Genomic DNA, 24,838 nt, shown 5'->3' with positions numbered 1-24,838 from the left:
CCGCTCGACAACGAAGCCGAACCAGGAGAACCAACCCCCATGCCTCGACTGCGCCTCAAAACGGTCGTCGCGACCTGCGTCGCGACCCTGATCCTGCCGCTCGTCGGCGTCTCCGGCGCTGCCGCCGCGGCGCCGGGGACCGCCCAGACGTCCACCTCCCAGACGGGTCTCCGAGCCGCCCCCACGGCGCAAGAAGTGCTGGACGCCGCTGCCGCCTCCCTCTCGATCGCCAACGTCGACGACGTCCGCGGCAACCTGACGCTGCCGGGTGCACCGGAGGGGATCACGATCGAGTGGACGTCCTCCGACCCCGCCGTGATCGCCACGGACGGCGTCGTCTCGCGCCCCGCCACCGACACCACCGTCACCCTGACCGCCACACTGCGGCAGGGCGAGGCCACCGCGACGCGCGAGTTCACGGCGACCGTCCGCGCCGCGATCGCGACGCCCGACTACGAGGGCTACGCCTTCGCGTACTTCACCGGCAACTCCCTCGCCGGCGAGAACATCTACTTCGCCGCGAGCGAGGGCAACAACGCGCTCGACTGGAACGAGCTCAACGCCGGACGCCCGGTCCTCACCTCCGACGAGGGGACGAAGGGGCTGCGCGACCCGTTCCTCATCCGCTCTCCCGAGGGCGACACCTTCTACCTCATCGCCACCGACCTCTCGATCGGCAGCGGCACGTCCTGGGGCGACTCGGTCCGCCAGGGCAGCCACTACCTCGAGGTGTGGGAGTCCCACGACCTCGTGACCTGGTCCGACCAGCGGCACATCGAGGTCGCCCCCGAGAACGCCGGCAACACCTGGGCGCCCGAGGCCTACTACGACGACACCATCGGTGCCTACGTCGTGTTCTGGGCGTCGTCGCTCTACGGAGCCGACGACCCGGACCACACGGGGAACAGCTACCACCGCATGATGTACGCGACCACCCGCGACTTCACGACCTTCAGCGACCCGCAGGTCTGGCAGGACCAGGGTGTTTCGCGGATCGACTCCACGGTCATCAGGTCGAGCGACACCTACTACCGCTTCACCAAGGACGAGGGTGCCGGTGGCACCGGGTGCGCCGACATCATCCAGGAGTCCTCGACGGACCTGCGGGCCACGCTCGAGTCCTGGACGGTGCTCGACAGCTGCATCGGTCGCGACGCCGGCACGAGCGCGGTCGAGGGGCCGACGGCGTTCGCCGCCAACCCCGGCGACGTCAACGGCGACAAGTTCTACCTCTTCGTCGACGAGTACGGCGGACGCGGCTACATCCCGCTCGAGACCGAGGACATCGCGAACCCGGACTGGCAGGTCGCGAAGGACTACGACCTCCCCGCGAGCCCGCGGCACGGCACGGTGCTCCCCGTGACTGCGGCCGAACTGCAGCAGCTCCAGGACAGCCTCGGCGGCGTGGCCGAACCGGTGCCAGCGAACGAAGACGGCGAGATCGTCCGCTACGACTTCGCAGGATCCGCAGGATCGACCCTGAACGACGTGTCCGGCAACGGCCTCGACGCCACGGTCGAGGGTGGCGCCTCCTTCGCCGACGGCGCACTGCAGCTCGACGGCGGCGACGACTACGTCAAACTGCCCGACGACCTGCTCGCCGGCGTGACCGACGTCACGGTGGAGGCCCAGGTCTGGATCGACCCGTCGCAGGCCAACCCGTACTTCATCTACGGGCTCGGGAACACCACCGACGGCTCCGGGAACGGCTACCTGTTCAGCACCGGGAACGCGTACCGGACGAGTCTCGCGACCGGCAACTGGAGCACCGAGCAGACCGTGTCGCAGGGCAAGGACCTCACGCGCGGACGCTGGGCCACGCTGACCTACACGCTGCAGGGCACGACGGCGACGATCTACCTCGACGGGATCGCCGTCGGGACCGGGACCGTGACGTCAGATCCTGGTGACATCGGTGCCGGATGGACGAGCGCCAACTACCTCGGTCGCTCCAACTACGACGGCGACAACCGGCTGAAGGGCGCGTTCCGAGAGTTCGCGATCTACAACCGGGCGCTCTCGGCGGACGAGGTGCTCGCCGGCTCAGGGAACAGCGCCGCACTCACCGACATCGGTCTCGAGGAGGACGTACTGAAGACCGCCCCGATCGTCGACAACGACCGCCACGAGGTCGTCTTCCCGGTGCGGCCTGGAACCGACCGTACGGCGCTCAGCCCGACCTTCACGACCGTGGCCGGTGTCACGGCGAGCCCCGCCTCGGGGACCGCCGTCGACCTCAGCAGCCCAGCCACCGTGACGCTCACACCGACCTCCGGTGAACCGGTCACCTGGACGATGCGGGCGGTCGAGATGAAGAGTCCGGTCATCCCGGGGCTGTACGCCGATCCGAACATCTTCGCCTGGGGCGACACGTACTACCTCTACGCGACCTCGGACGGTTTCGCCGGCTGGGGTGGCAAGGAGTTCTTCGTCTGGTCGTCCAAGGACCTCGTCGACTGGGAACGTTCGGCGGAGCCGATCCTGACCCTCGACGGCGCGAACGGGAACGTGCCGTGGGCCACGGGCAACGCCTGGGCGCCGACGATCGGCGAGAAGAACGGCAAGTTCTTCTTCTACTTCAGCGGCCACAACCCCACCGTCGATCGGAAGACCATCGGTGTCGCCGTCGCGGACAGCCCCACCGGCCCGTTCACGGCACAGCCGGACGCGATGATCCTGAACGACGAGGCGGTGACCTCGGGACAGGCGATCGACCCGGCCACCTTCACCGACCCGGTGACGGGGAAGAGCTACCTGTTCTGGGGCAACGGTTCGCCGGTGTACGCGGAACTGTCGGACGACATGCTCTCGATCAAGGCGGACACGCTCAAGCGCATCGACGGCTTGACCGACTTCCGCGAGGGGGCCTTCGTCAACTACCGGGACGGCCTGTACCACCTGACCTACTCGATCGACGACACCGGTTCGGAGAACTACCGGGTCGGCTACGCGACGGCGACGAGCGTCGACGGGCCGTGGACCGCCCACGGCGTGATCCTGCAGAAGCGACCGGAACTCGGCATCCTCGCCACCGGTCACAGCTCGATCCTGAACGTGCCGGGCACCGACGACTGGTACATCGTCTACCACCGGTTCGCCATCCCTGGCGGCGACGGTCAGCACCGCGAGACGACGATCGACCGCGTGACCTTCGATCCGGAGACGGGTCTGATGAACCCGGTCGTCCCGACCCTCGAGAGCGTGGGTCCGCAGCGGATCGCGGTGCCCGGTGCCGAGGGCACGCTGACGATCGATGCGGCGTCGGTGCGGGTCGGGGAGTCGTTCTCGGTGTCCGGGTCCGGCTTCACCGCGGGGGAGCAGGTGCAGCTCACCCTCTTCTCCACCCCGACGGAGCTCGGGATGGTCGTCGCGGACGCTTCGGGCGCGTTCACGACCACGGTGCGGGTTCCCGCGTCGGTGGACCCCGGTGCCCACACGCTGCGGGCCCTGGGTGCGGACTCCGGGATCACGGCGGAGGCGGCGCTGACCGTCCTCGCCGCCGACGGAAGTGCGCCGTCCGCCGGGTCACCGGGCGCGGGAAGCGGCGGGCCGGGCTCGCTCTCGACCACCGGTGTCTCGGTCGTCGGGTTCCTGAGCCTGGCGGGCCTCCTCTTCGCGGCCGGCGCCTGGCTCGTCGTCCGTCGCCGCCGGGCGACCCAGGCGAGCTGATCGCGGCACCGGATGACCGTCCGACCCAGGCGTTCCACCGCCCACGGGTCGGACGGTCAGTCGGTGCTGCGACAATCGTGGATCATGACGGACCTCCCCGCCTCCTCGACCGACGCCTTGTGCTGGGATTGGAACGGCACCCTGCTCGACGACGTCGGGGTCGCACGCGCCGCGATGGATCTGCTCCTCGCCGGTCGGGGCCTGCCAGGGTTCGTCGACGAGGCGGCGTACCGGCGGGTGTTCGGGTTCCCGATCCGCGACTTCTACGAGCGGGTCGGCATCGGTGGAGCCGACTTCGTGGCGGCGGCCGACGAGTATCTTGCCCGGTTCGCCGTCGACGTCGAGACCGCGGCTCTCCACCCGGACGCCCTGCAGACGCTCGAGGCGGTGCACGCGCTCGGCGTCGAACAGGTCCTCATCTCGGCGACCCCCGAGGCCGTGCTCGAGCGTCAACTGGCACCACATGCCCTGACGCATTACTTCTCCGGTGTCCACGGCATCACCGACGTCTACCATGCGTCCAAAGAGCAGGTCGTCGGCTCCTGGCTGGCGGGTTCGGGGCATCACCCGTCGCGCGTGGTCATGGTGGGGGACACGAATCACGACGAGGAGATCGCCGAGCTTCTCGGGGTCCGCTTCGTCCGCTTCCGCAACGGACACCAGGACCCACCCGTCCACGGACGCCACCCGGTGATCGACGGCTTGAGTGAGCTCGTCCCCGAGCTCACCCGGGGGAATTCGGACGACTGAGCCCGGAACCTAGCGGGCGAGGTCGATGCGCAGCGCGTTGCGCCGGACGTGGTCGACGGCGGTGGCGACAGCCCCCTGCGCCACGATGTCCGCACCGAGTGCCGACGCCACGAGCAGCGGCGGCTCGGCGCTCATGTACCCCGGGAGGCGCTCGGAGGCGATCTCGAGCAGCAACGACATCGATGGGGCGATCGCCCCGGCGAACACGATCCGCTCCACGTCCAGGAGCCCACCGAGGACGGCACTCATCCGTGCGACGCGGTCGGCCAGACGCCGGACCAGGTCGAGCGCAGCCTCGTCGCCATCGTCGGCCGCCGCCAGGACGGACGACGCGTCGACCCGCTCGACGGGCAGCCGGCTGAGCGGGCTGCTCTCGGGCAGACCGCCGCTCTCGCGATGGGCGCGACCCCAGTCGCGGAGCACCGCGGCGAAGCCCCGCGCGGAACCGACACCGTCGACGAGGTCGAGGAGGTGCAGTTCGCCCGCCCGTCCTCGGCCGCGCACGAGACGCCCGTCGAGGACGTAGCCGGCGCCGAGCCGTTCACCCGTCATCACGGCGATGTAGGAGTCGACGCCCGCACCGGCACCGCGCGCGCCCTCAGCCACGGCGGCGAGGTTGGCGTCGTTGTCCGTGAGCACCACGCAGCCGTGGTCTTGGAGGCGTTCGCCGAGCCTCGGGTTCATGCGCTCCCAGAAGACGTTGCCCTCGGGGGAGCGCCCGAGCGCGTCGATCGGGGCCGGTACGCCGAGGGTGATGCAGAGCGGCCTCCCCGTGCCGTCGGACTGCAGGACCTCGGTGATCGCCGCGTCGACCACGGAGACGCGTTCCTCCGCGTCGGCGGCCGGGTCGATCGCCCGGTGCGAGCGCGCCAGTTCTCGCCCACGGAGGTCCGCGGCGATCGTCGTGATGGAGTGGGCTCCCGCGTCGACGCCCACGACGACCCCGGCCGCATCGTGCAGCTCGTAGCGCCGCGCAGGGCGCCCCTTGCGATACGCGACACCCGCCTGACGTGCGTCGTCGAGTTCGGTGAACCAGCCGAGATCGATCAGGTCGTCGCAGAGGGCGATCGCCGTCGATCGGGACAGGCCGGTCGCCGCCATGACGTCGGCCGCGGTGAACGCCGATTCGGCCCAGGCGTGGGCCAGCACGGCGGCGAGGTTCGTGGCCCGCGGCTCCGGTGGTCCGGTGAGGCTCGTCGTCGCGTCCATGAGCGTCAACGATATCGGTCCGGGGCGCGGCCGGACGGCGCGGGTCCGCGCGTCGCGCTCGACCGTGAACGATCACGCCCGCGCGGCTCGGCGCGGCGTGACCCAACCGATGCTTGACCCTGCCGCGCGCGGATGGCAGAGTGTCCGACATGAGTTGATTTGCTCTCTGTATTTAGTCAGTGGTCCGGTCGGACCGCGTGGAAGGACAATGATGTCGAACCAACTGAAACGCGCGTTACGCGTCACGGCGGGGGTGGCGACGGGACTCCTGGTCGCGAGCACCCTCGTCGCCTGCTCGAGCGACGGCCGGGAGACCGTCCACTTCACCTTCAGCAAGCGCGAGGCGTTCACCTTCATGAACCAGGCCGTCGCGGACTACAACGCCTCGCAGCAGCAATACGAGGTCGTGATGGACACCTCGGGGCCCGATCCACTCGCCGCCAGCTTCGTCCGAGGCAACCCGCCGGACCTCATGCTCTCGAACTACAACCACGAGGTCTCACGCTTCGTGGAGCGGTGTGCGCTCTCCGACCTCTCCGACACGACGGCGGCGGCGTCCATCCGCGACGACCTCCAGCCGTTGCTCGACCAGTACGGCGTCTGCGAGGGGCGCACGAGTGCGCTGCCCTACTCGGTGATGGCCGCCTCCGTCATCTACAACAAGACGATCTTCGCCGAGAACGGCCTCGAGGTGCCGACGACGTGGAGCGAACTCATCGCCGTCTCCGACACCCTCAAGGCCGCCGGTGTGGCGCCGTTCTACGCGACGTTCGCCGATGCGTGGACCGCCAACCAGGGCTGGTTCGACTATTCGGTCGGCGGCGCCGTCGACATCCCCGAGTTCTACGACCGGCTCGCGGAGGAGGGCACCGAGGTGGGACCTGACGCCCCGGTCTCCTTCGAGAAGGACTTCCTCGAGCCCATCGAGAAGATGCAGCTGCTGGCGAAGGAATACACGCAGGCGGATGCGCCGAGTCGCACCTACGACGCCGGCAACGTCGCGTTCGCCGAAGGCCAGGGCGCCATGTACCTGCAGGGGCCGTGGGCGTTCAGCCAGATCGCACTCACCGCACCCGACCTGGACCTCGGCACCTTCCCCCTGCCGATGACGGAGGACCCGAAGGACCTGAAGGTCCGCGTGAACCTCGACCTCGTGACGATCATCCCCGAGGAGGCGAAGAACCCGGAGGGTGCCCGCGACTTCCTCGAGTACCTGTACCAGCCGGAGGTCATCCAGGCCTACAACGAGTCGCAGCTCGGCTTCGTCCCGACGGACGACGGCACGGCTCCTGACGACCCCCGCGTGGCCGGCATGATCCCGTACTACGACGCCGGAGCGTTCTACCAGGGCCCCGGCGTGCTCAACCCGCGCGCCATCCCGACCGAGAACTACGCGCAATCGCTGGTCCTCGGGACCAACGCGGCGTCGATGCTCCGCACCATGGACGCGGACTGGGCCCGGCTCGCGTTCAGACAGCCGCCCGTGTCGACCAAGGAGGGATCCGAATGAGCGCCACCACCGCCATCGTGACCGGGGGAGACCCGAAGGTCCGCCGCAGCCGCAAGCGCGTCGAACCGATCTACTACCTCTTCCTCTTCCCGGCCGTCGTCCTGTTCACGCTCGCGATCACCGTCCCCGGCGTCGTCGGGATCGTCTTCAGCTTCACCGACTCCATCGGCATCGGTGACTACGAATTCATCGGGTTCACGAACTACATCGCCGCGTTCAGCGACCCGGCGATCCTCACCAGCTTCCTCTTCACCTTCGGGTTCTCCCTCGTGACGGTGATCGTGGTGAACGTCATCGCGTTCCTGCTCGCCGTCGGACTGACCTCGAAGATCAAGTTCAAGATGGGGCTCCGTGGGGTCTTCGTCATCCCGATGGTGATCTCGGGCATCATCATCGCCTACGTGTTCCAGTTCCTGTTCATGAACTCGGTGCCCTCTGCCGGTTCCGCCCTCGGGATCCCCTTCCTCGAGACGAGCATCCTCTCGAACCCGGACCTCGCCTGGCTCGGCATCGTCATCGTCACGGCCTGGCAGTCGATCCCCGGCACGCTGCTCATCTACATCGCCGGCCTGCTCGCGGTGCCCGGCGATGTGTACGAGGCGGCGTCCCTGGACGGCGCGAACAAGCGTCAGCAGCTGCTGCGGATCACGCTGCCGCTCGTGATGGGGTACGTCGTCATCAACGTGATCCTCGGCTTCAAGAACTACCTGAACGCCTACGACATCATCGTCGGCCTGACGAACGGTGGTCCGGGTACCTCCACGCGGAGCATCTCGATGACCATCATCCGCGGGTTCCAGACCGGTGACTACGCGTACCAGATGGCCACGGCCACCCTCTTCTTCATCATCACGATCATCATCGCCCTCGTGCAACTGTCGGCGACGCGCGGAAGGAACGCACTCTGATGGCCACCCCGACCGCACTCAGCACCCGATCCATCACGACGGCGAACGCCAGCACGAAGCAACGCACGAAGGGGGAGCGCGTCAGCTGGTCGACGACGGTCATCCTGCTGCTCTGCGCCGTGACGGTGCTCCTGCCGCTCTACGTGACCATCTCGATGGCGTTCAAGACCGACACCCAATCGGTCGACGGGAACGCCTTCTCGCTGCCGGCGCCGTTCAGCATCGACGGGTTCGTCCAGGCGTGGACCCTCACGAAGTTCCCCGTGGGCTTCGCGATGTCGCTCCTCGTGACCGCGGGGACCGTGGTGGCGACGATCATCCTGGCCTCCTTCGCGGCGTACGCGATCGTGCGCAACTGGGACCGCCGACTGTTCCGCTTCTCGTTCTTCTACCTGCTCGCGGCGATGTTCATCCCGTTCCCGGTGGTGGCGCTCCCGCAGATCCAGCTCACCGGCCGCGTCGGACTCGACAACCCGTTCGGGGTGATCATCCTCGCGACGATGTTCCAGCTGAGTTTCAGCGTGCTGCTGTTCACGGCGTTCCTCCGGTCGATCCCGATCGAGCTCGAGGAGAGCGCCCGGATCGACGGCGCGAGCACCTGGCAGACGTTCTGGCGGCTCATCTTCCCGCTCCTGGCACCGATGAGTGCGACGGTCGGCATCTTCGCGTTCCTGTACGCCTGGAACGACTTCATGATGCCGTCGCTGATCATCTCGGATGCGAGCCTGCAGACCCTCCCGGTGCGGCAGAACCTCTTCCAGACGCAGTTCAGCAGCAACTACAACGTCGCGTTCGCCTCGTACCTCATGGCCATGGCGCCGGCCATCATCGCCTACCTGTTCGCGCAGCGCTGGGTCATGTCCGGCGTGACCCAGGGGGCGGTCAAGGGATGACGCCGACGCCTCGACGCTGAACCGACACCGCAACACCACCACGACCCGAGAGACCGAAGGACCGCACGTCATGACCGATGCCGCACTCGTCGACGCCCAGCAGGCGGCCGCAGCCACCTGGTGGCGCCAGGCCGCCGTCTACCAGATCTATCCGCGGAGCTTCGCCGACGCGGACGGGGACGGACTCGGGGACCTGCCGGGCATCCGGTCGCGGGTGGACTACCTCGCCGCGCTCGGCATCGATGCGATCTGGCTCAGCCCGTTCTACCCCTCGGCGTTGGCGGACGGCGGGTACGACGTCGCGGACTACCGTGACGTCGACCCGCGGCTCGGCACCCTGGCGGACTTCGACGAGCTCATCGCCGCCCTGCACGAGCGCGGTATCCGGGTCATCGTCGACATCGTGCCGAACCACACCTCCGACCGGCACGCCTGGTTCCAGGAGGCGCTGGCCGCGGGTCGCGGTTCGGCCGCGCGAGCGCGGTACCTCTTCCGGGAGGGCACCGGCGAGTCGGGTGAGGAGCCGCCCACCGACTGGGAGTCCGTCTTCGGCGGTTCCTCCTGGGAGCGGGTGGCGGACGGCCAGTGGTACTTCCACCACTTCGCGACCGAGCAGCCGGATCTCGATTGGGATCACCCGGAGGTGCGCGAGGACTTCCTGAAGACCCTCCGGTTCTGGTCGGATCGGGGCGTGGACGGCTTCCGGATCGACGTCGCGCACATGCTCACCAAGGACTTCTCCGAGCCGTTGCCGAGTCGCGCGGAACTGGAGCTGATCCCGCAGGACGGGGCCCACCCGTTGCTCGACCGCGACGACGTGCACGAGGTGTACGCCGAGTGGCGTCGGGTGTTCGACGAGTACGACCCGCCGCGCACCGCCGTGGCCGAGGCGTGGGTGAGCACCCCCGAGCGGCGCGCGAAGTACGCGTCGGCGGCTGGGCTCGGGCAGGCGTTCAACTTCGACCTGCTCGAAGCCGACTTCGACGCGACCGAGTTCCGGACCGTCATCGCGGACAACCTCGCGCAGGCGCAGGCGTCCGGATCATCCACCACGTGGGTGCTCTCGAACCACGACGTCACCCGGCACGCGACGCGGTACGGGCTCCCGCCCCTGGCCGGGCGCCCGGTGAAGCAGGGCACGGAGTGGGTGGCTGCCGGTGGTCCTCCCGACGGGGTCGACCTGGACCAGGGAGCGCGCCGTGCGAGGGCCGCCACCCTCCTCATCCTCGGACTCCCGGGCAGCACCTACCTGTACCAGGGCGAGGAGCTGGGCCTGCACGAGGTCGCCGAGATCACCGACGGGGAACGCCAAGACCCGGCGTTCTTCCGTGGGGGAGCGTATGACGGCCTCGGGCGGGACGGCTGCCGGGTCCCGTTGCCGTGGACGGCGGACGGTGCCTCGTTCGGCTTCGGTGATGCGGTCGCGCACCTGCCGCAACCGCGGTGGTTCGCGCAGCACGCCGTCGAGGTCGAAGCACAGGATCCCACGTCGACGCTCTCGCTGTACCGCGAGGCGCTCCGGCTGCGACGACTGCTGCAGACGGGGGAACAGCTCGACTGGATCGAGACCGGCCGGGAGGACGTCCTGCGGTTCACCCGACCGAACGGTTGGCAGGTGGTGGCGAACTTCGGCACGGAGCCGTATCCGCTCGGCGCGCCCTCCGATGCGGTGGTGCTCGGCGCGCTCCTCGACGACGCGGTTCCCGGGGAGTCGACGGTCTGGATCGCTCCGGCGCAGCTCCTCGGGTGACGGTCGCGGCAGCGCGGAAGCCGGATCGGGCTGGTCGGCTGCGGACCGCCCGGGGGTTCTGACGACGCGGGACCCGCGATCCATTCGTGTCTGCTTATATGGGGAGATGACTGAGGATCTGGAACCGGCTGCCGAACTGTTCAAGGCCCTCTCCTCGGTGTCGCGGCTCCGACTGCTGCGGATCCTCGCCGCCGGCACCTCCACGGTCGGTCAGCTCGCGGACGCGAGCGGCCTGTCCCAACCGCTGGTGTCGCAGCACCTCCGGACGCTGCGTTCGGCGGGCCTCGTGTCGGTGGAGCGCGTCGGACGGGAGGCCCACTACGAGGTCGCCGACGTCCACGTCTCGCACATCGTCGACGACGCGGTGCTCCACGCGCTCGAGGGATAGCCGGCGTCAGCCCTGATCTGCACCACGGCGGGCCGGGCCGACGCGTCGCGAGCGTGGGTCCGTGGCCTTGGGCGCCCCTGCAGGGTCGGCCCGCCGGAGCGGCAGCCGCACCAGGATCGTCGTCCCGGGGTTCCCCGTCGCGAACGCCTCGATCGTGCCGCCGTGCGCGCGGACGATCGACCGGGCGATGGTGAGTCCGAGCCCCGACCCTCGGATGGTCTCCTCCCGCACGTTCGCCGCCCGATGGAAACGCTCGAAGACGGAGGCGAGTTCGTCCTCGGGGATGCCGATCCCCGTGTCCGAGACCCGGATGACCGCCTCTCGTCCGTCCGACCGGGCGCTCACGAAGATCTCACCCTCCCTCGTGTACGCCGCCGCGTTGTCGAGCAGGATGGCGAGCAGCTCCTCGATCCGACGGCGATCGGCGTCGAGGCGCAGTTCGGGACGGGCTCCCAGTCGGAGTTCGACGCCGGTGGGGAGTCCGAGGCGTCGCCGCTCCGCGACCGCGTCGACGACGAGGCCACCGAGGTCGACGGCTTCGGGGGAGAGCTCCAGCTCCGGTGCGCTGGCAGCGAGGAACTGCTCCGCGAGACGCCCGAGGTGGTCGGCGCTCCGGCGGATGACGGCGAGCTGCGAGCGCACCTGCGGAGCGAGGTCGTCGTCGTCACCGAGGAGGTCGAGGTAGCCGAGGATGCTCGTGAGCGGCGTCCGCAGCTCGTGGCTGAGGCTCGTGAGCGACTCGGATCGCATCCGGACCGCCTCGGTGAGTTCGGTCACGTCCTGTCCGACGAGGACCGCTCCGTGCGGTGCGCCGGTCGCATCGCGGACGGACCGGCCGTTGGCGACGAGGGCCCGCTGCTTGCCGGGCGGCCCCACGCGATAGAAGAAGTCGCGGACGTCCTGACCGCCGAGGACCCGGATCACCGGCTGTTCCTCGCGGGCCAGTGGCGTGACACCGTCCGCCGCCCAGACGAAGCGTGCACTCCCGGTCGCCGGGTCGTAGCCGGCCAGCGCGGCGAGCTCGATGGAGGTCCGGTTGTTGAGGATCTGCTCGCCGTGTTCGTCGAAGAAGACGAGTCCGACGTTGACCTCCGCGACCACGGAACGGAGCATCACGGCGAGCCGGTTCTGCGAGGCGAGGGCTTCGACCTTCGCGTCGGCCTCGGCGCGGAGGCTCGCCTGGGCGCGCTCGAACCGTCCGGACTGCAGACTCACGACGACGATGACGAGCAGCAGCAAGACCGTGAGCGCGATCAGCTCGCTCCAGGCCTGGACGCTCCCGGGGTACTCGCCGTAGAGCACGTTCGGCAACCAGATGACGAGCACGCTGCCGATGAGCGCAAGGGCGGCGCCGAGACGACCGAAGCCGTGGGCCAGCCACAACACCGGGAAGGCGAGCAGGACGATCGATGCGCCGAGGACCGGCGACACCGCATGGGTCACGAGCCCGACGACGGCGAGGTCCGCACTGACCAGGATGAGCGCCCAGGCCCGTCCGAGCCGTTCCCACGGGATCGCGAGGGTGGCGATGAGCGCCAAGCCCATGACGACCCAGGACAACTGCAGCTCCCTGACGCTGAGAAGCGCCGGCGTCGTGGCACCGACGATCGCGGTGACCACGACCACCCCCAGCGCCAGCGGCCCCTGGCTCCGGCTCACCAGTCCGAGCCGGGGGTGGCGCTCGCCCTGACCGATCCAACGTGGCATCTGCGTTCCTCCTGCTCGCCGCGGGTGCCTCCCAGTCTGCTGTGGTCGCGTCGCTCACATCCGAGGCGGGCGGCGGGTCCCGGAACCTGCACCGTCAGCGTCGGTCGAACGCGCCGCTGCGAGCGCTCGACGGAGTACGGCGGTTCAGAGTCCGAGTCGGTCGAGCTGCTCCTCGAACCGGATCTGGACGTCCTCCGGCTCGGCGTCGTCGGTCGTGGCCCAGATCGCGTCGAGCTCCGCTTGGACGTCCGTGGGCAGGGCGGCGAACTTCTCGTCCCAGGCGGCGATCGGCGTCCAGTAGCCCACGACCTTGAACCGCGTGGCCGGCAGTCCGAGCTCCCGGCGCAGGTACTTCCGCGCGTCCCGGAGGGCGACCGTCTCACCCGCCACCCAGACGTAGCCCTGATCGAGGGCGAGCCGCTCGTCGACGACGCTCCGGACGAGTCGTCCGAGCGCGCTCGGACCGTGCCCGTTCCCGCCGACCACCCAGGTGACCAGCACATCCGGGCCCGTCTCGAACGCGATCCGGTCCTGCTCGGACGGCACCTCGAGCACCACCCGGGTCCGGAGTCCGCGTGGGGTCTGCGCGACGATCCGGCGGACGGCGGGCAGACCGGAGAGGTCGGCCACCAACACCTGCCACTCGGTGTCCTCCGGAGGGTCGTACAGCCCGGTCGGCGAGTTCAGCCCGAGTACGTGCCCTGGCCGAGCCCGCACCGCCCACGGGCCGGCGACGCCCGCGTCGTGCGCGACGAAGTCGAGGTCGATCTCGCTCTGGTCCGTGCGGACGCCGGAGACCGTGTAGGTCCGCATCGGTGCCTGCGGGGTGCCTTCGGGCCACTCCCACCAGTCGCCGATGGGGAGGGGCAGCGAGACGTCCGCCGGGTCGTCGCCGTGGGGGAAGAAGACGCGGACGTACTCGTCTCCCGTCCCGGTGCTGATGAAGTCGGCGACGCGCGGGCCTCCGAGGGTGACACGGATCAGGTTGGGGCTGAGGACGCTCGTCTCGGTGACGATGCCGCGGTGGATGGTCATGGGTGCTCCGGCTCTGGGGTGGGGTCGGTGGATTCGGTGGATTCGGTGGTGTCGGCGGGTTCGGCGACGTGCTGCCGGTGGGCGAGCCACGAGTCGCGGTAGGCGCCGGGGGCTGCGAGCAGATCGTCATGGGTGCCGTGCGCGATGATCCGGCCGTCCGAGAAGACCGCGATCCGGTCGGCGGTCGCCGCCTGCTCCAGCCGGTGGGCGATGAGGAGGGTGGTGCGATCGGCCCGGAGCCGCAGCATCGCCGCTTCGACGGCTGCACGATGGTGCAGCCCGACGTCGGCCGTCGCCTCGTCCAGGATCACGATGGCCGGGTCCGCCAGGAGGGCTCTGGCGAGGGCGAGTTGCTGGATCCGGCCCTCGTCCAGCGGCACCGGTGCGTCGACCGCATCGGCCGGGTCCCGAGTCGGACCGTCCACCAGTCCGGCGACCGCCCATGCCGCACCGACGGCGTGCACCGCGGCTACCATCTCCTCCTGGCTCGCGTCCGGCGCCCCGAGACGGAGGTTGTCGGCGATCGAGCCGCGGAAGTGGTGGAGCTCCTGCGACAGGGAGTACGGGGTGTCGGCGACGTGCAGACTCCCCGACGTCGGTGCATGGTGCCCCGCGACGACCCGAGCCAGGGTGCTCTTGCCGGAACCGGAGGTGCCGACGAGTGCCGTGGTCGTGCCGCGCGGGACGTCGAGCGTGACCCCGACGATGCCGCGTCCGGTGGTCGGGTACCGGAACGTGAGGTCGCGCACCCGGATCGCCGCTGCGTCGCCGCTGCCGCCGTCGGTCGGTGAGCCGGCCGTCGGCGAGCTCGCCGATGCGAGGTCGATGACCCCGACGAGGCGTGCCAGCCCCACGGTGGCGCGCTGGATGTCGTCGAGCCCGAAGATCACCTGGCCGACCGGGCCGAACAGTCGGTGGAACAGGAGGGCGGCCGTGGTCACGAGGCCGACGGTGACCGCCCCGTGCGCGTGGAGCAGGAATCCGGTCGCCAGGATCGCCGACAGCCCGACGAGTTCACCGCCGTTGATCCACCGGAAGAGCCGGTTCGCCACCCGCACGCCTTCGATCTGCGCGTCGATGGACGCTGCCGCGCGTTCGCCGACGCGCTCGATCGCGTGGTCGGCGGCGGCGAACGCGGTCAGCGTCTCCGCGCCGTGGACGGCGTCCAACACGGCCTGGCTGCGCGACGCCTCGCGCGTGCGGACCTCCCGGAACACGATCCGGGAGCGTCGGAGGAACGCCCGGGTCCCGATGACGTAGCACGGCGCGGCGGCGAGGCCTGCGAGGGCGAGCCGGGGGTCGAGGGCGGCCAGCGCGATCACCGACACGCCGATGGCGAACCCGGCGGACAGCAGGGTGGGGGCGACACCACCGCCGGCCTCGGCGACGGCGTCCACGTCGCCGGTGACCCGGGACAGCAGGTCGGCACTCTCGCCGTCGTCGATGGTGCTCACCGGGAGTCGCATGGCCGAGGCGAACACCTCCTCGCGCAATTCGGCGAGCAGGTCCTGCACGAGGCCGGTGAGGACGCGCACGGCCCAGAGCATGACCACGACCGCGGCGACCGCGCCGACGGCGGCTCCGGCGACCCAGCCCGCGACGACGGACGGCCCGGCCTCCGAGGTGATGGCGTCCACGACCCGCCCGAGGCTGGTGGGCAGCACGACCCCGAGGGCGGAGGCCGCGAGGAACAGGACCACCACGGCAGCGGTCCGCCCACGGTGTCGGCGCAGCAGGGCGGCGACGACAGCGCGGACCCGGGCCGCCTCGGCGACCGGCAGCCGGGCGGTGGTCGCGGAGGTCATGTCTTCATCAGCCACGGTCGGCGTCCTCTCCGCGACCGACCCCGACAACCCGGTCGCAGGCGTTGAGGAGGACGGCGGAGGTCGTGAGGACCACGACGGTGCCATCGTGCTCCGCGAGTGCACGCGCGATGCGGGTCTCGGTCAGCACGTCGACCGCTGACGTCGGTTCGTCGAGGACGAGGACCTCCGCCTCGGCGTGCAGTGCCCGCGCGATCCCGACGCGTTGGCGCTGTCCGCCGGAGAGCCGTCGGCCGGCCTCGCCGACCGGCGACGACCAGCCGCCGAGCTGGACCACCGCGTCGTCGAGCGCGGCCATGGCGACGAACGCCGGGTCGGGGTCGCCGGTCATGCCGTGTCCACGCACCGCGTCGGCCAGGGTGCCGCTCATGACCCGCTGCTCGTGCGGCGGGGCGAGCACCCGCCGGCGGTAGGCGACCGGGTCGAGGTCCTGCTGATCGACGAGCACGCCGTCGACGGCGAGCGAGGCGCTGCCGCGGGCCGCGGGGGTCCGCATGCCCAGCAGGCGGGAGAGGGCGCGCGCCGCGTCGCTGTCCGTCGGACGGACGCCGAGCAGCTCGCCGGCCCGCACGTCCACCCGGGGCTCGGCGTCGCCCGCTCGGAAGGACAGGACGACGTCCCCCGCGGGGCTGGCGGACGATCCAGCCGGCTCCACGGGCTCGTCGAGGAGGTCCGCGGCGTCGACGACCGCGGACAGCCGTTTCGCGGAGGCGAGCTTGTGGATCCAGTTGGACGGGAACGACCCCACCTGCGCGAGGTAGCCGCTGATGAACTGGGCGAGCCCGAGCACGGTGACCAACTCGCCGATGCTGATGCGGCCCGCAGCGGCGAACCAGGCGGACAGTCCCACGAGGGCAGCTGTCACCAGCGCCGCCAGGGCGCCACTCACCGCCTCGGAGGCGGCGAGCGACCGCCCGGCCACGGTCGCCGCCTGTCTCGAGACGTCGCTGGCGGCCCGGTATCGTCGCTCGGCCTCGCCTCGCCCGCCGATGCCGACGAGGACCCGGAACCCGCTCATGAAGTCGGCGGCGACCGCGCCCGCCTCCGTCGCGGCCCGCTGCTCCGCGAGCCCGCGCAGCTCCAGCGGGCGTGAGACGACGCGCATCACGAGCATCATGCCGATGGTGGCGGCGAACACCACGACCGTGGCGATCGGGGAGATCACCGACATCGCGAGCGCCGCGCCGATGATCGCGGCGATCGTGGCGCATTGCTGTGCGACCGACCACGCGACGCCGGCGACGCGATACGTGTCGGAGGTGACGACCGTCAGGGCCTCACCCGGGCTCAGGATCCGTCGGGACAGTCGTGGCCGGAGCATCCGCGAGAGGGTGAGGTGTCGGAGGGCCTGCTCGCCGCGACCGTAGACCGACACCATGAGGCGGGACGCGGACTGGTAGCTGACGGTGAGGACGAGGAACGTGGCCACCAGGACGCTCATCCAGACCGCGAGGGCGACGGGATCCGAGGGGACCACCGCCTGATCGACGGTCGAACCGATGATGACGGGGATCGCCGCCTCCGACAGGGCGTGCACGATGAGGAGGACGGTCGCGGCCGCGAGTGCAGGCCCGCGCCCGTCCGCGACGAGGGCGATCCCGACGAGCCGAGCGGGGGAGCCGGTCACCGGTCCCGCCGCCCGAGCGGGAGCACCAACGGCGTGCCGGAGACGGGATCGGTGATGACCCGGCACGGCAGGTCGTAGACCGCTTCGACGAGCTCGGCGGTGATGATCTCCTGCGGGTCGCCCTGGGCGACGATCGCGCCGTCCCGCATGGCCACGAGATGGGTCGCGTAGCGTGCCGCGTGGTTCAGGTCGTGCAGGACGGCGACGAGGGTCGTCCCGTCGCGGTGGAGATCCGTGAACAGCTCCATCAGCTCGATCTGGTGTGCGATGTCGAGGAACGTCGTCGGTTCGTCGAGGAGGAGGTGCCCGGTCTGCTGCGCGAGGGCCATCGCGACCCAGACCCGTTGTCGTTGCCCGCCGGACAGTTCGTCGACCAGGCGGCGGGACAACTCGGTGACCCCGGTGGCGGCCAGGGCCGCCGCGACGGCCTGCTCGTCGGCTCGGCTCCAGGTCCGCATGGCGCTCTGGTGCGGGAACCGTCCGCGTCCCACGAGATCGGCGACGGTGATGCCGTCAGGGGCGATCGCCGACTGGGGGAGCAGCCCGAGCCGGCGCGCGATGTCCTTGGACTTCAGGGTGCGGATGTCGTCGCCGTCGAGCAGCACGGCCCCGGTGGCGGGTCGCAGGAGCCGGGCGAGCCCGCGTAGCAGGGTCGACTTCCCGCAGGCGTTCGGCCCGATGACGATGGTGAACGAGCCGTCGGGGATCTCGAGCGACAGCCCCGAGACGACGGGGGTGTCCCCGTAGCCCAGGCTCAGGTCGCGGGCGAGGAGCGTCGTGGTCATGGTGGTCCTTTCACGTGCGGCGCAGGAACTGCGCCGCCAGCAGGCAGGTGAGGTAGATGCCGCCGACCGAGACGGTCACCACGCCGACCGGCACGGCGACCAGCTGGGCGACGACGTCGGACACGACGACGAGGGCCGCGCCGGTCAGCATCACCGGCGCGAGCCCCATCGGGGTGTTCGAGCGGGTGAGCCGTTGGGCGATCTGCGGGGCCGCGAGCGCGATGAACGAGATGGGGCCGGCCGCGGCCGTGACGAGGGCCACGAGGGCCACGCCGATGACCATGGCGCCGAGGCGGGTGCGCCCGGGCCGGACGCCGAGCGCGGTGGCCGCGTCGTCGCCCATCTCGAGCACCGGGAGGGTGCGGCGGAGCGGGCGCGCGAGCACGGCGAGGACGAGGAACGCGGTGGCGGCCGGGAGCAGTTGGTCGAAGCCGAGCGACGCGAGCGATCCTGCGCCCCAGGTCGCCGCCATCATCGCCTGCTCGACACTGACCGAGATGAGGATCCAGGACGTGAGTGAGCCGAGCCCTGCGGAGACACCGATGCCGACGATGATGAGGCGGAAGGACGACATCGTGTGCCGGTTCGCGAGCACCGCGACGAGCAAAGCCGTCAGCAGCCCGCCGACGAGTGCTCCGGCCGCCTTGAACAGGTACGTGTTGAGCCCGAGGACGAGCATCGTCAGCGTCACGCCGAACTGCGCTCCGACGCCGAACCCGATGATGTCCGGCGAGCCGAGCGGGTTGCGGGTGAGCGATTGGAAGATGCCTCCCGAGAGGGCGAGCGCCGCTCCGCAGAGCACCGCGAACAGCACCCGGGGGAGCCGCCACTCGAACACGACCTGGCGCACGTCGGGATCGGACGCCGGGTCGACGATCGCCCGGAGCACCGCGTCGAACTCGATCGTGTATGCGCCGATCGTCGTCGCCGCGAGGCCGGCACCGATGATCACCACGATGAGCACGAGGCACACGACGACGGACCGGACGGGGACGAGCGTCGCGAGATGCGCGGTGTCCACGCGGATCTGGCGTCGGCCGTGGTCGACGACGCTCACAGGCCGCTCACCCGCTTGCGGCGCACGAGCATGATCAGGATGGGCGCGCCGAGCAGCGCCGTGACGATCCCGACCCGGAGTTCGCCCGAGGGCAGCACGATCCTGCCGAGCACGTCCGCGAGCAGGAGGAAAGCCGGGCCGACCACCATCGAGGTGCTCAGCACCCAGCGCTGGTCCGGCCCGGTGAACCACCGGACGACGTGGGGGATCATGAGGCCGACGAAGGCGATGGGCCCCGCTGCCGCGACCCCGGTACCGGCCAGGATCGTGACCGCGACGACCACCCACACGCGCGTGCTGCGGACCCGTGCCCCCAGCGCCTGCGCGAGGTCGTCGCCGAGGGTCAGGGCGTTCAACGACCGGGCGCAGGCGAGGCCGATCAGGAGCCCCACGACGATCAGTGGTGCAGCCCACACGAGTTGGTCGAGGGTGCGTCCGCCGATCGACCCGACGCTCCAGAACCGCATGACCTGCAGGGTGCCCTCGTCGCGGAGCACGATCGCCGTCGTGAACCCGGTGCAGGCCGCACCGAGTGCGACCCCCGCGAGGGTCAGCTTCATGGGCGTCGCGCCAGAGGAGCCGACCGATCCCAGGACATACACGAGCAGCGTGAGGACGAAGGCACCGGCGAGCGCGAACGGCACGTAGGCGCCGGGCGTCGTCAATCCCAGCACCCCGACGGCGAAGGTCACGGCGAAGGAGGCTCCGGCGTTCACCCCGAGGATGCCCGGGTCGGCGAGGGGGTTACGGGTGAAGGCCTGGATGAGCCCGCCGCACACCGCGAGCGCGGCACCGACGAGCACTCCGAGGAGGGTGCGGGGCACGCGCAGCTCGACGACCATCAGGTGCAGCGGGTTGTCGTGGTCGTAGGAGAACAGGGCGTGGAGGACGGTCACCGGGTCGATCGCGCGGTTGCCGACGGCGAGGGAGGCGATGGCGGCCGCGGCCAGAATCAGGGTCGCGACGAGGAGACCGGTCGCGAGCACCGCGGTCCGGTGCGGGGAGTCGCTCGAGCGCTTCCCCGCACCGGACGTCGGGACGTCGGTGCCGTCGGCCGGGTCCAGCGTGGCTGGAGCAGCTGGCGGCTGAGACATCGTCGAGATCACTTCCCGTCGATGGTGGGCTCGCCCTGGAGGGCGGCTGCGAGGTCGTCGACGTAACCCGGCAGCACGTACTGCAGGGACAGGACGGTCGGGGCGCTGATCGCCGAGGCCTTCGCGGCGTCGGCGTAGATCACGTACGAGCCTGCGGCGATCGGCGCCCAGCGGGAGACGACGGCGTTCTCGACCGTGTACGTGCCCTCGGCAGCGCTGCCGCCCCAAGCGGCGAAGAGGTCGGCGTCGACGTCGTAGAGCTGCTCGAGGCTCACCCCGGTGTACCAGTTGTCGCCCTCGGCGCTCTGCAGGAAGCTGTCCATCGCCGACGTGGAGGTGAACCCGAGTGCCTCGGTGATGCGCACCCGCGGGTCGTATTCGAGGTAGACGCCGAGGTCGGTCCCGCCCTCGTTGAGGGTCAGACCCCAGACGAAGGTCTTGTCGTCGAACTCCGGGTGGGCGTCGGCGAGCGAGGTGATGAGCGTCTCGGTCTCGGTGATGAGCTCTTCGGCCTTGGCCTCCTCCGACATCGCCTTCCCGACGGTGCGCGTCATGCCCTCCCAGGTGCCGGGGTTCCACGGGCCCTCGATGTACGGGACGGTCGGGGCGATCTCGGTGAGTCGCTCGTACTCGATGTCGGTCACGCCCGAGTACAGGCTGAGGATCAGGTCGGGCTTCAGGGACTTGATCGCCTCGTAGTTGGGGCCGTCGTCGACGAAGGGGATGATCTCGGGCAGCTCGCCGTACGCCTCGGTGACGTAGTCCTCGAACCAGGGCTGGTAGCCGCTCTCGCCGGCGCCCCAGACGGCTTCCACGCCGACGGGGTTCGTGCCGAGGGCCGCGACGATGTCGGGCGTCATCCAGCCGAGGGCGACGATCCGCTTCGGCTTCTCCGGGATGACCGTCTCGCCGTGTGCGTGTTCGATGACGACGCCGTCGCCCGCGGCCGTGGTCGATCCGGTGCTGCCTGCGGCAGTGGAACACCCGACGAGGGCGAGGGCGGTGGCGACGACGACCGCGACGAGCGATGATCTGCGGCGGATGTTCGGGCGCGCGAGAACGTGCGACATGGAGCTCCTTCGGAGTGGTGGGGGAGTGGGCCGCTGCTGCGCGGCCGGAAGTTAGGTAAGCATGTCCTAACAGAATGATCGTAGGGCGCTCCGACGGCGCGCGGTGTCGGCGAACCGACGACTTCTGTCGGGAATCCGCCAGTCTGGGCCCGGCTCCGGGCCGATCAGCGCCAGTAGCGCTGGTGCGCTGGATCCGCCTGGACCCGCGCCACGTACTCCCGCGGCGTCACCCCGAAGCGGGCACGGAAGCTCGCCGAGAACGCGCTCGAGGACGCGTAGCCGCAGCGTTGCGCCGCTGCGCCGATCGGTGTGCCATCGACGATCAGGCGCGCTGCGAGCGTCATCCGGACACTCGTCCGCCACCGCGAGAAGCTCATCCCGATGTCGTGCTGGAAGATCCGCAGGACGGTCCGTTCGTGCAGTCCATGCGCCTCGAACAGGTCCAGCGCACCCCGCGGATCACCCGGGTCGCCGAGCACCGCGCGGACGAGCGGGCGCACGCGGTCGTCGGACGGCATCGGGACCTCACCCCATCCGTCGGTCGCTTCGGGCGCGGGCTGCTGCAGCATCTCGATGAGGACGGCCTGCGCGCGGACACGGAGGTCGGTGGGCATGTCGTTCATTCCGAGGTGGAGGAGCATCTCCTGGACGGCGCGCGGCACCAGCACCTGCCGCACCTCGTCGACCGGCAGGATCAACGAGGCGCGCGGCAGGTAGGTGTAGCAGCCCGTCGAATCGCGTTCATGGTGCGCGGTGTGTTGTGTGTGCGCGGGGATCCACACGCCTTGGCCCGGGGCCAGCCGCCACATGGCGTTCGGGAGGTGCACCCACACCGTGCCGCGGTAGCACCAGGCGAGCATGGCGTCCGGGTGACGGTGCGGCGGCGAGAGCGGGCGGCTCCCGGTGTCCTCGTCGGTGACGACACCGGTGCCCATGAGATACGGTTCGGCGACCGACGACGGATGCTCAGGGCTCTCGTCCCAGTCCACCTGCCCGTAGGTGCTCACCGGGCGTCCCGGACCGGACGACCGTCCACGTCGTCGAGACGTCGGGTCGCTGAGCCTGCCATGTCCGTCATGGTAGCCGCCCCGCTCCGACGACCTCCGTTCCACCTCGTCGGCGACCCGCCTAGGATCGGTGCATGGGAGACCACCGCGAGCTGATCGTCGACCTCGATGTGCGCGCGGCCGAGGTCGAGTCCGCATCGGCGCAGCTGGAGCAGTCGCTGTCGTCCGACGGCTGGATCTCCCGCAGCGACACCGGCACGGATCGGCTGTACCCGGATCGCGTCGCGTTCCTGCTCGGTCAGACGGCCACATCGCGGTTCCCGGTGCACGCGCGGGACTCGCTCGTCATCCTCGCGGCACGCGAACCCTACGGCGTCGGCGACGGCACGACCGACCCGGCCTGCCCATCGTGCGGCTCACGCCTCAGCGCGGAAACTGCAACACCCGTCCTCGCCGCCTGGTGGGACGGCGACGAACAGCTCGCACGCTGCCCGGACTGCGGACTCCAGGCGCCCGTCGGCGATTGGAACCTCCTCGACTCCGTGGCGATCGGCGAACTGGCGGTCGCCCTCGACACCGACGGTCCAGCCGTGGCCGATGCGCTCGCCGAACACCTCACCGCCAGCACCGGACGCCGTTGGGTCCGCACCCACCTGCACCTCTGAGGAAGCAGGCCCTGCCTCGAGGCTCAGCGAGGAGCTGCCGGATCCTCGATCAGGAGGCCGTCGTCGTCGAACCGGACGCCGTGCTCGATGAGCCGTCGCTTCGCCTCGTTGTGCACGACGCCGCGTTTGCGCGGATCCGCCTCGAGGAGCCGGCGGAGCAGCTCATCGGTGGCGTTCGGGTGCAGGGCGATCTCGATGCGGGCGCCCCAGAACCGGTCCTGCAGGAACAGTTCCAACGCCGCCGCGTCCGCCGCAGGGTTGTGCGCGGCGGCGGCGCGGATCGCCTGGTTGGGGTCGCTCGCGAGGACGACGAAGTCGTCGAAGGTCCTCGCTGATCGTGCGAGCTCGTACCGACGTTCCTCGTCGGCGAGCTGCTCGGGCGTCTTGCGCTTGGCCACGGTGGTCCCTTCATCGTGTCGCCGTCAACCTACCCGTCAGGGGTCCGGACGACAACGGTGGCTTGCCCCGTCGGTCCCGACCGGGAACACTGGGGTCGCTGCATGGTCGTCATGAGCGGGATCTTCGGGGGAAGGAGCGGCGATGACTGCTGCACCGGGATGGTACGACGCGGGGACACCAGGCGAACTGCGCTGGTGGGACGGAACGCGGTGGACCGGGCAGGTGGCTGCCGCCGGCCCGACCGCCGGGCCACCGCCGTCGCACCAGTCGCCCGCGCAGTCGGGTTCGCCGATCGGCACCGCTGCCGGCCCGCAGCCCGGCTGGTATCCGACCGGGCCCGATCAGCTGCGGTGGTGGGACGGCTCGCACTGGACGGGGCTGCGGGTGAAGGACGGCAAGCCGGGCACGGACTGGGCGACCACCGAGCAGCCCACCCTGGCGTGGGTGTTCGCCTCGGTGTTCCTCGTCCTCTCGCTGTCGCAGTTCAGCCTGGGACTCCTGTCCAGCCACCTGTCGTTCAACGGCGTCCCCTTGCTGCTCGTGTCGATCCTCTGGTTCGGCATCGCCGCCAAGACGACCGCGGTGCGCAGGATCCCGCGACCCACGGGTGCGCCCACGGTCATCGACGCGGTCCGGCCCTTGCCCGGCGAGCAGGACGGCCCCGGTGCCGGCTGGTACGACGTGTCGTCGCGGGCGACGCGGTGGTGGACCGGGTCGCGCTGGGCCCAGTACGTCGGCACCCAGTACGGCATCCGACCGACGTTCCACGGGGCGCGTGCGTTCCGCACGTATCTCGTCCTGTGCTGGGTGATCCTCGGGATCGGCGTGCTCGGACTCCTCGTCGGTGTCGTGCTCGTGGTCAACGGCTCCGACGACAGCTACGCCTTCCTCCGTGCGGCCATCGGCATCGCCGTCATCGCTGGCGGTGTGCTGTTCGGCGTGCTCGGTGGTGTCCTCCTCGCCATGTCACGGACGCAGCGTCGCCTGCTGCTCCTCCCGGAGCTCCCGCCGGGACGGTGATCAGGAGGCGCTCAAGGGAGGACGGCCCGTCGTCCGCGGGTAGGCTCGTCACTCGGATGCGACGCGTCCGACCACCGACCCGAAGGGCGCACGATGACCACGCAGGAACTGACCATCTCGAACTTCGAGGACACCGTGTCGGCCGAGGGCATCGTCCTCGTCGACTTCTGGGCGGACTGGTGCGGCCCGTGCAAGGCGTTCGCGCCGGTCTTCGAGCAGTCGAGCGAGACCCACGGTGACGTCGTGTTCGCCAAGGTCGACACGGAGGCGAACCAGGAGCTCGCTGGCGGCATGCAGATCACGTCGATCCCGACGCTCATGGCGTTCCGCGACGGCGTCCTCGTCTTCTCCCAGGCCGGAGCCCTGCCGGCACCCGCGCTCGAGGACCTCATCTCGCAGGTGCGCGGTCTCGACATGTCCGAGGTGCACGCGGCCATCGCCGCGGCGAAGGCCGAAGCCCAGGCCGAGTGAG

Annotated in this window: 21 protein-coding genes; 10 read left to right on the top strand and 11 right to left on the bottom strand. The window is 70.4% G+C overall.

The genetic code is table 11. The features are described 5' to 3' along the window. Positions 1-39: 39 nt before the first annotated feature. Both ASE44_RS04245 and ASE44_RS04240 read left to right on the top strand, forming a co-directional pair. The gene (locus tag ASE44_RS04245) at positions 40-3,669 is read left to right on the top strand and encodes a family 43 glycosylhydrolase (protein WP_082455780.1); all 3,630 of its coding nucleotides are present in this window, start codon (positions 40-42) and stop codon (positions 3,667-3,669) included. Between the two features lie 84 nt (positions 3,670-3,753). Beyond that, positions 3,754-4,419, top strand: a complete 666-nt coding sequence (locus ASE44_RS04240) for an HAD family hydrolase (protein ID WP_056777682.1) — start codon at positions 3,754-3,756, stop codon at positions 4,417-4,419. A 9-nt stretch (positions 4,420-4,428) separates the two neighbouring features. Here ASE44_RS04240 and ASE44_RS04235 read toward each other — a convergent pair whose 3' ends face one another. Further along, entirely contained in the window at positions 4,429-5,628 is a 1,200-nt protein-coding gene (locus tag ASE44_RS04235; RefSeq protein WP_056006127.1) for an ROK family protein, read from the bottom strand. 211 nt (positions 5,629-5,839) lie between these two features. Between ASE44_RS04235 and ASE44_RS04230 the strand changes: the two genes are divergently transcribed. The 5 genes from ASE44_RS04230 to ASE44_RS04210 all read left to right on the top strand — a co-directional run bounded on the left by ASE44_RS04230 (position 5,840) and on the right by ASE44_RS04210 (position 11,077). Further along, positions 5,840-7,138: an ABC transporter substrate-binding protein gene (locus ASE44_RS04230; protein WP_056780860.1), complete on the top strand. Its 1,299-nt coding sequence runs from the start codon at positions 5,840-5,842 to the stop codon at positions 7,136-7,138. Further along, a complete protein-coding gene (locus ASE44_RS04225; RefSeq protein WP_056006124.1) occupies positions 7,135-8,046 on the top strand; it encodes a carbohydrate ABC transporter permease in 912 nt (303 codons plus the stop codon). Before ASE44_RS04230 ends, ASE44_RS04225 begins: the two co-directional genes overlap by 4 nt. Next, positions 8,046-8,939 (top strand): carbohydrate ABC transporter permease, encoded by an 894-nt coding sequence (locus tag ASE44_RS04220; protein WP_056006121.1) that lies wholly within the window; start codon positions 8,046-8,048, stop codon positions 8,937-8,939. Before ASE44_RS04225 ends, ASE44_RS04220 begins: the two co-directional genes overlap by 1 nt. A 70-nt stretch (positions 8,940-9,009) precedes the next feature. Continuing rightward, positions 9,010-10,689: a glycoside hydrolase family 13 protein gene (locus ASE44_RS04215; RefSeq protein WP_056777680.1), complete on the top strand. Its 1,680-nt coding sequence runs from the start codon at positions 9,010-9,012 to the stop codon at positions 10,687-10,689. Between the two features lie 106 nt (positions 10,690-10,795). Then, positions 10,796-11,077, top strand: a complete 282-nt coding sequence (locus tag ASE44_RS04210) for a helix-turn-helix transcriptional regulator (protein WP_056006115.1) — start codon at positions 10,796-10,798, stop codon at positions 11,075-11,077. 6 nt (positions 11,078-11,083) lie between these two features. Here ASE44_RS04210 and ASE44_RS04205 read toward each other — a convergent pair whose 3' ends face one another. From ASE44_RS04205 to ASE44_RS04165, 9 genes are all read right to left on the bottom strand, one after another. After that, entirely contained in the window at positions 11,084-12,784 is a 1,701-nt protein-coding gene (locus ASE44_RS04205) for a cell wall metabolism sensor histidine kinase WalK (RefSeq protein WP_056777677.1), read from the bottom strand. A 144-nt stretch (positions 12,785-12,928) separates the two neighbouring features. Further along, complete coding sequence (locus tag ASE44_RS04200; RefSeq protein WP_056777673.1) at positions 12,929-13,819, bottom strand: siderophore-interacting protein; 891 nt, start codon at positions 13,817-13,819, stop codon at positions 12,929-12,931. Beyond that, positions 13,816-15,639 carry an ABC transporter ATP-binding protein gene (locus ASE44_RS04195; protein ID WP_162235730.1) on the bottom strand — a complete coding sequence of 608 codons (1,824 nt, stop codon included), beginning with the start codon at positions 15,637-15,639 and terminating at the stop codon, positions 13,816-13,818. Before ASE44_RS04195 ends, ASE44_RS04200 begins: the two co-directional genes overlap by 4 nt. Beyond that, positions 15,632-17,269 (bottom strand): ABC transporter ATP-binding protein, encoded by a 1,638-nt coding sequence (locus ASE44_RS04190; protein WP_056777666.1) that lies wholly within the window; start codon positions 17,267-17,269, stop codon positions 15,632-15,634. The genes ASE44_RS04195 and ASE44_RS04190 overlap by 8 nt, the downstream gene beginning before the upstream one ends. Next, positions 17,266-18,054, bottom strand: a complete 789-nt coding sequence (locus ASE44_RS04185; RefSeq protein WP_056777663.1) for an ABC transporter ATP-binding protein — start codon at positions 18,052-18,054, stop codon at positions 17,266-17,268. Before ASE44_RS04185 ends, ASE44_RS04190 begins: the two co-directional genes overlap by 4 nt. 10 nt (positions 18,055-18,064) lie before the next feature. Beyond that, complete coding sequence (locus ASE44_RS04180) at positions 18,065-19,111, bottom strand: iron chelate uptake ABC transporter family permease subunit (protein WP_056777660.1); 1,047 nt, start codon at positions 19,109-19,111, stop codon at positions 18,065-18,067. Beyond that, positions 19,108-20,205, bottom strand: a complete 1,098-nt coding sequence (locus tag ASE44_RS04175; RefSeq protein ID WP_056780857.1) for an iron ABC transporter permease — start codon at positions 20,203-20,205, stop codon at positions 19,108-19,110. Before ASE44_RS04175 ends, ASE44_RS04180 begins: the two co-directional genes overlap by 4 nt. 8 nt (positions 20,206-20,213) lie before the next feature. Continuing rightward, the gene (locus tag ASE44_RS04170; RefSeq protein WP_056777656.1) at positions 20,214-21,275 is read right to left on the bottom strand and encodes an ABC transporter substrate-binding protein; all 1,062 of its coding nucleotides are present in this window, start codon (positions 21,273-21,275) and stop codon (positions 20,214-20,216) included. Between the two features lie 164 nt (positions 21,276-21,439). Continuing rightward, on the bottom strand, positions 21,440-22,282 hold the full coding sequence (locus tag ASE44_RS04165) for an AraC family transcriptional regulator (protein ID WP_056777653.1): 843 nt from the start codon (positions 22,280-22,282) through the stop codon (positions 21,440-21,442). A 134-nt stretch (positions 22,283-22,416) separates the two neighbouring features. On the opposite strand from ASE44_RS04165, the gene ASE44_RS04160 reads away from it, so the two are divergent. Further along, positions 22,417-22,947 carry a hypothetical protein gene (locus tag ASE44_RS04160; protein WP_056777650.1) on the top strand — a complete coding sequence of 177 codons (531 nt, stop codon included), beginning with the start codon at positions 22,417-22,419 and terminating at the stop codon, positions 22,945-22,947. Positions 22,948-22,970: 23 nt separating this feature from the next. Here ASE44_RS04160 and ASE44_RS04155 read toward each other — a convergent pair whose 3' ends face one another. Then, positions 22,971-23,345, bottom strand: coding sequence for a hypothetical protein (locus ASE44_RS04155; RefSeq protein ID WP_056777646.1), 375 nt, complete (start codon positions 23,343-23,345; stop codon positions 22,971-22,973). A gap of 142 nt (positions 23,346-23,487) precedes the next feature. On the opposite strand from ASE44_RS04155, the gene ASE44_RS18795 reads away from it, so the two are divergent. Together ASE44_RS18795 and trxA are read left to right on the top strand one after the other, a co-directional pair. Next, a complete protein-coding gene (locus tag ASE44_RS18795; protein ID WP_056777645.1) occupies positions 23,488-24,366 on the top strand; it encodes a DUF2510 domain-containing protein in 879 nt (292 codons plus the stop codon). A gap of 93 nt (positions 24,367-24,459) precedes the next feature. Further along, positions 24,460-24,837, top strand: coding sequence for a thioredoxin (gene trxA / locus ASE44_RS04145; RefSeq protein ID WP_056777642.1), 378 nt, complete (start codon positions 24,460-24,462; stop codon positions 24,835-24,837). Position 24,838 lies beyond the last annotated feature (1 nt).

This window comes from Plantibacter sp. Leaf1, from assembly GCF_001421315.1.
GTDB lineage: Bacteria > Actinomycetota > Actinomycetes > Actinomycetales > Microbacteriaceae > Plantibacter.
The sequence above is the reverse complement of the archived record's forward strand: the minus strand, read 5'-3'. Positions and strand labels throughout refer to the sequence as shown.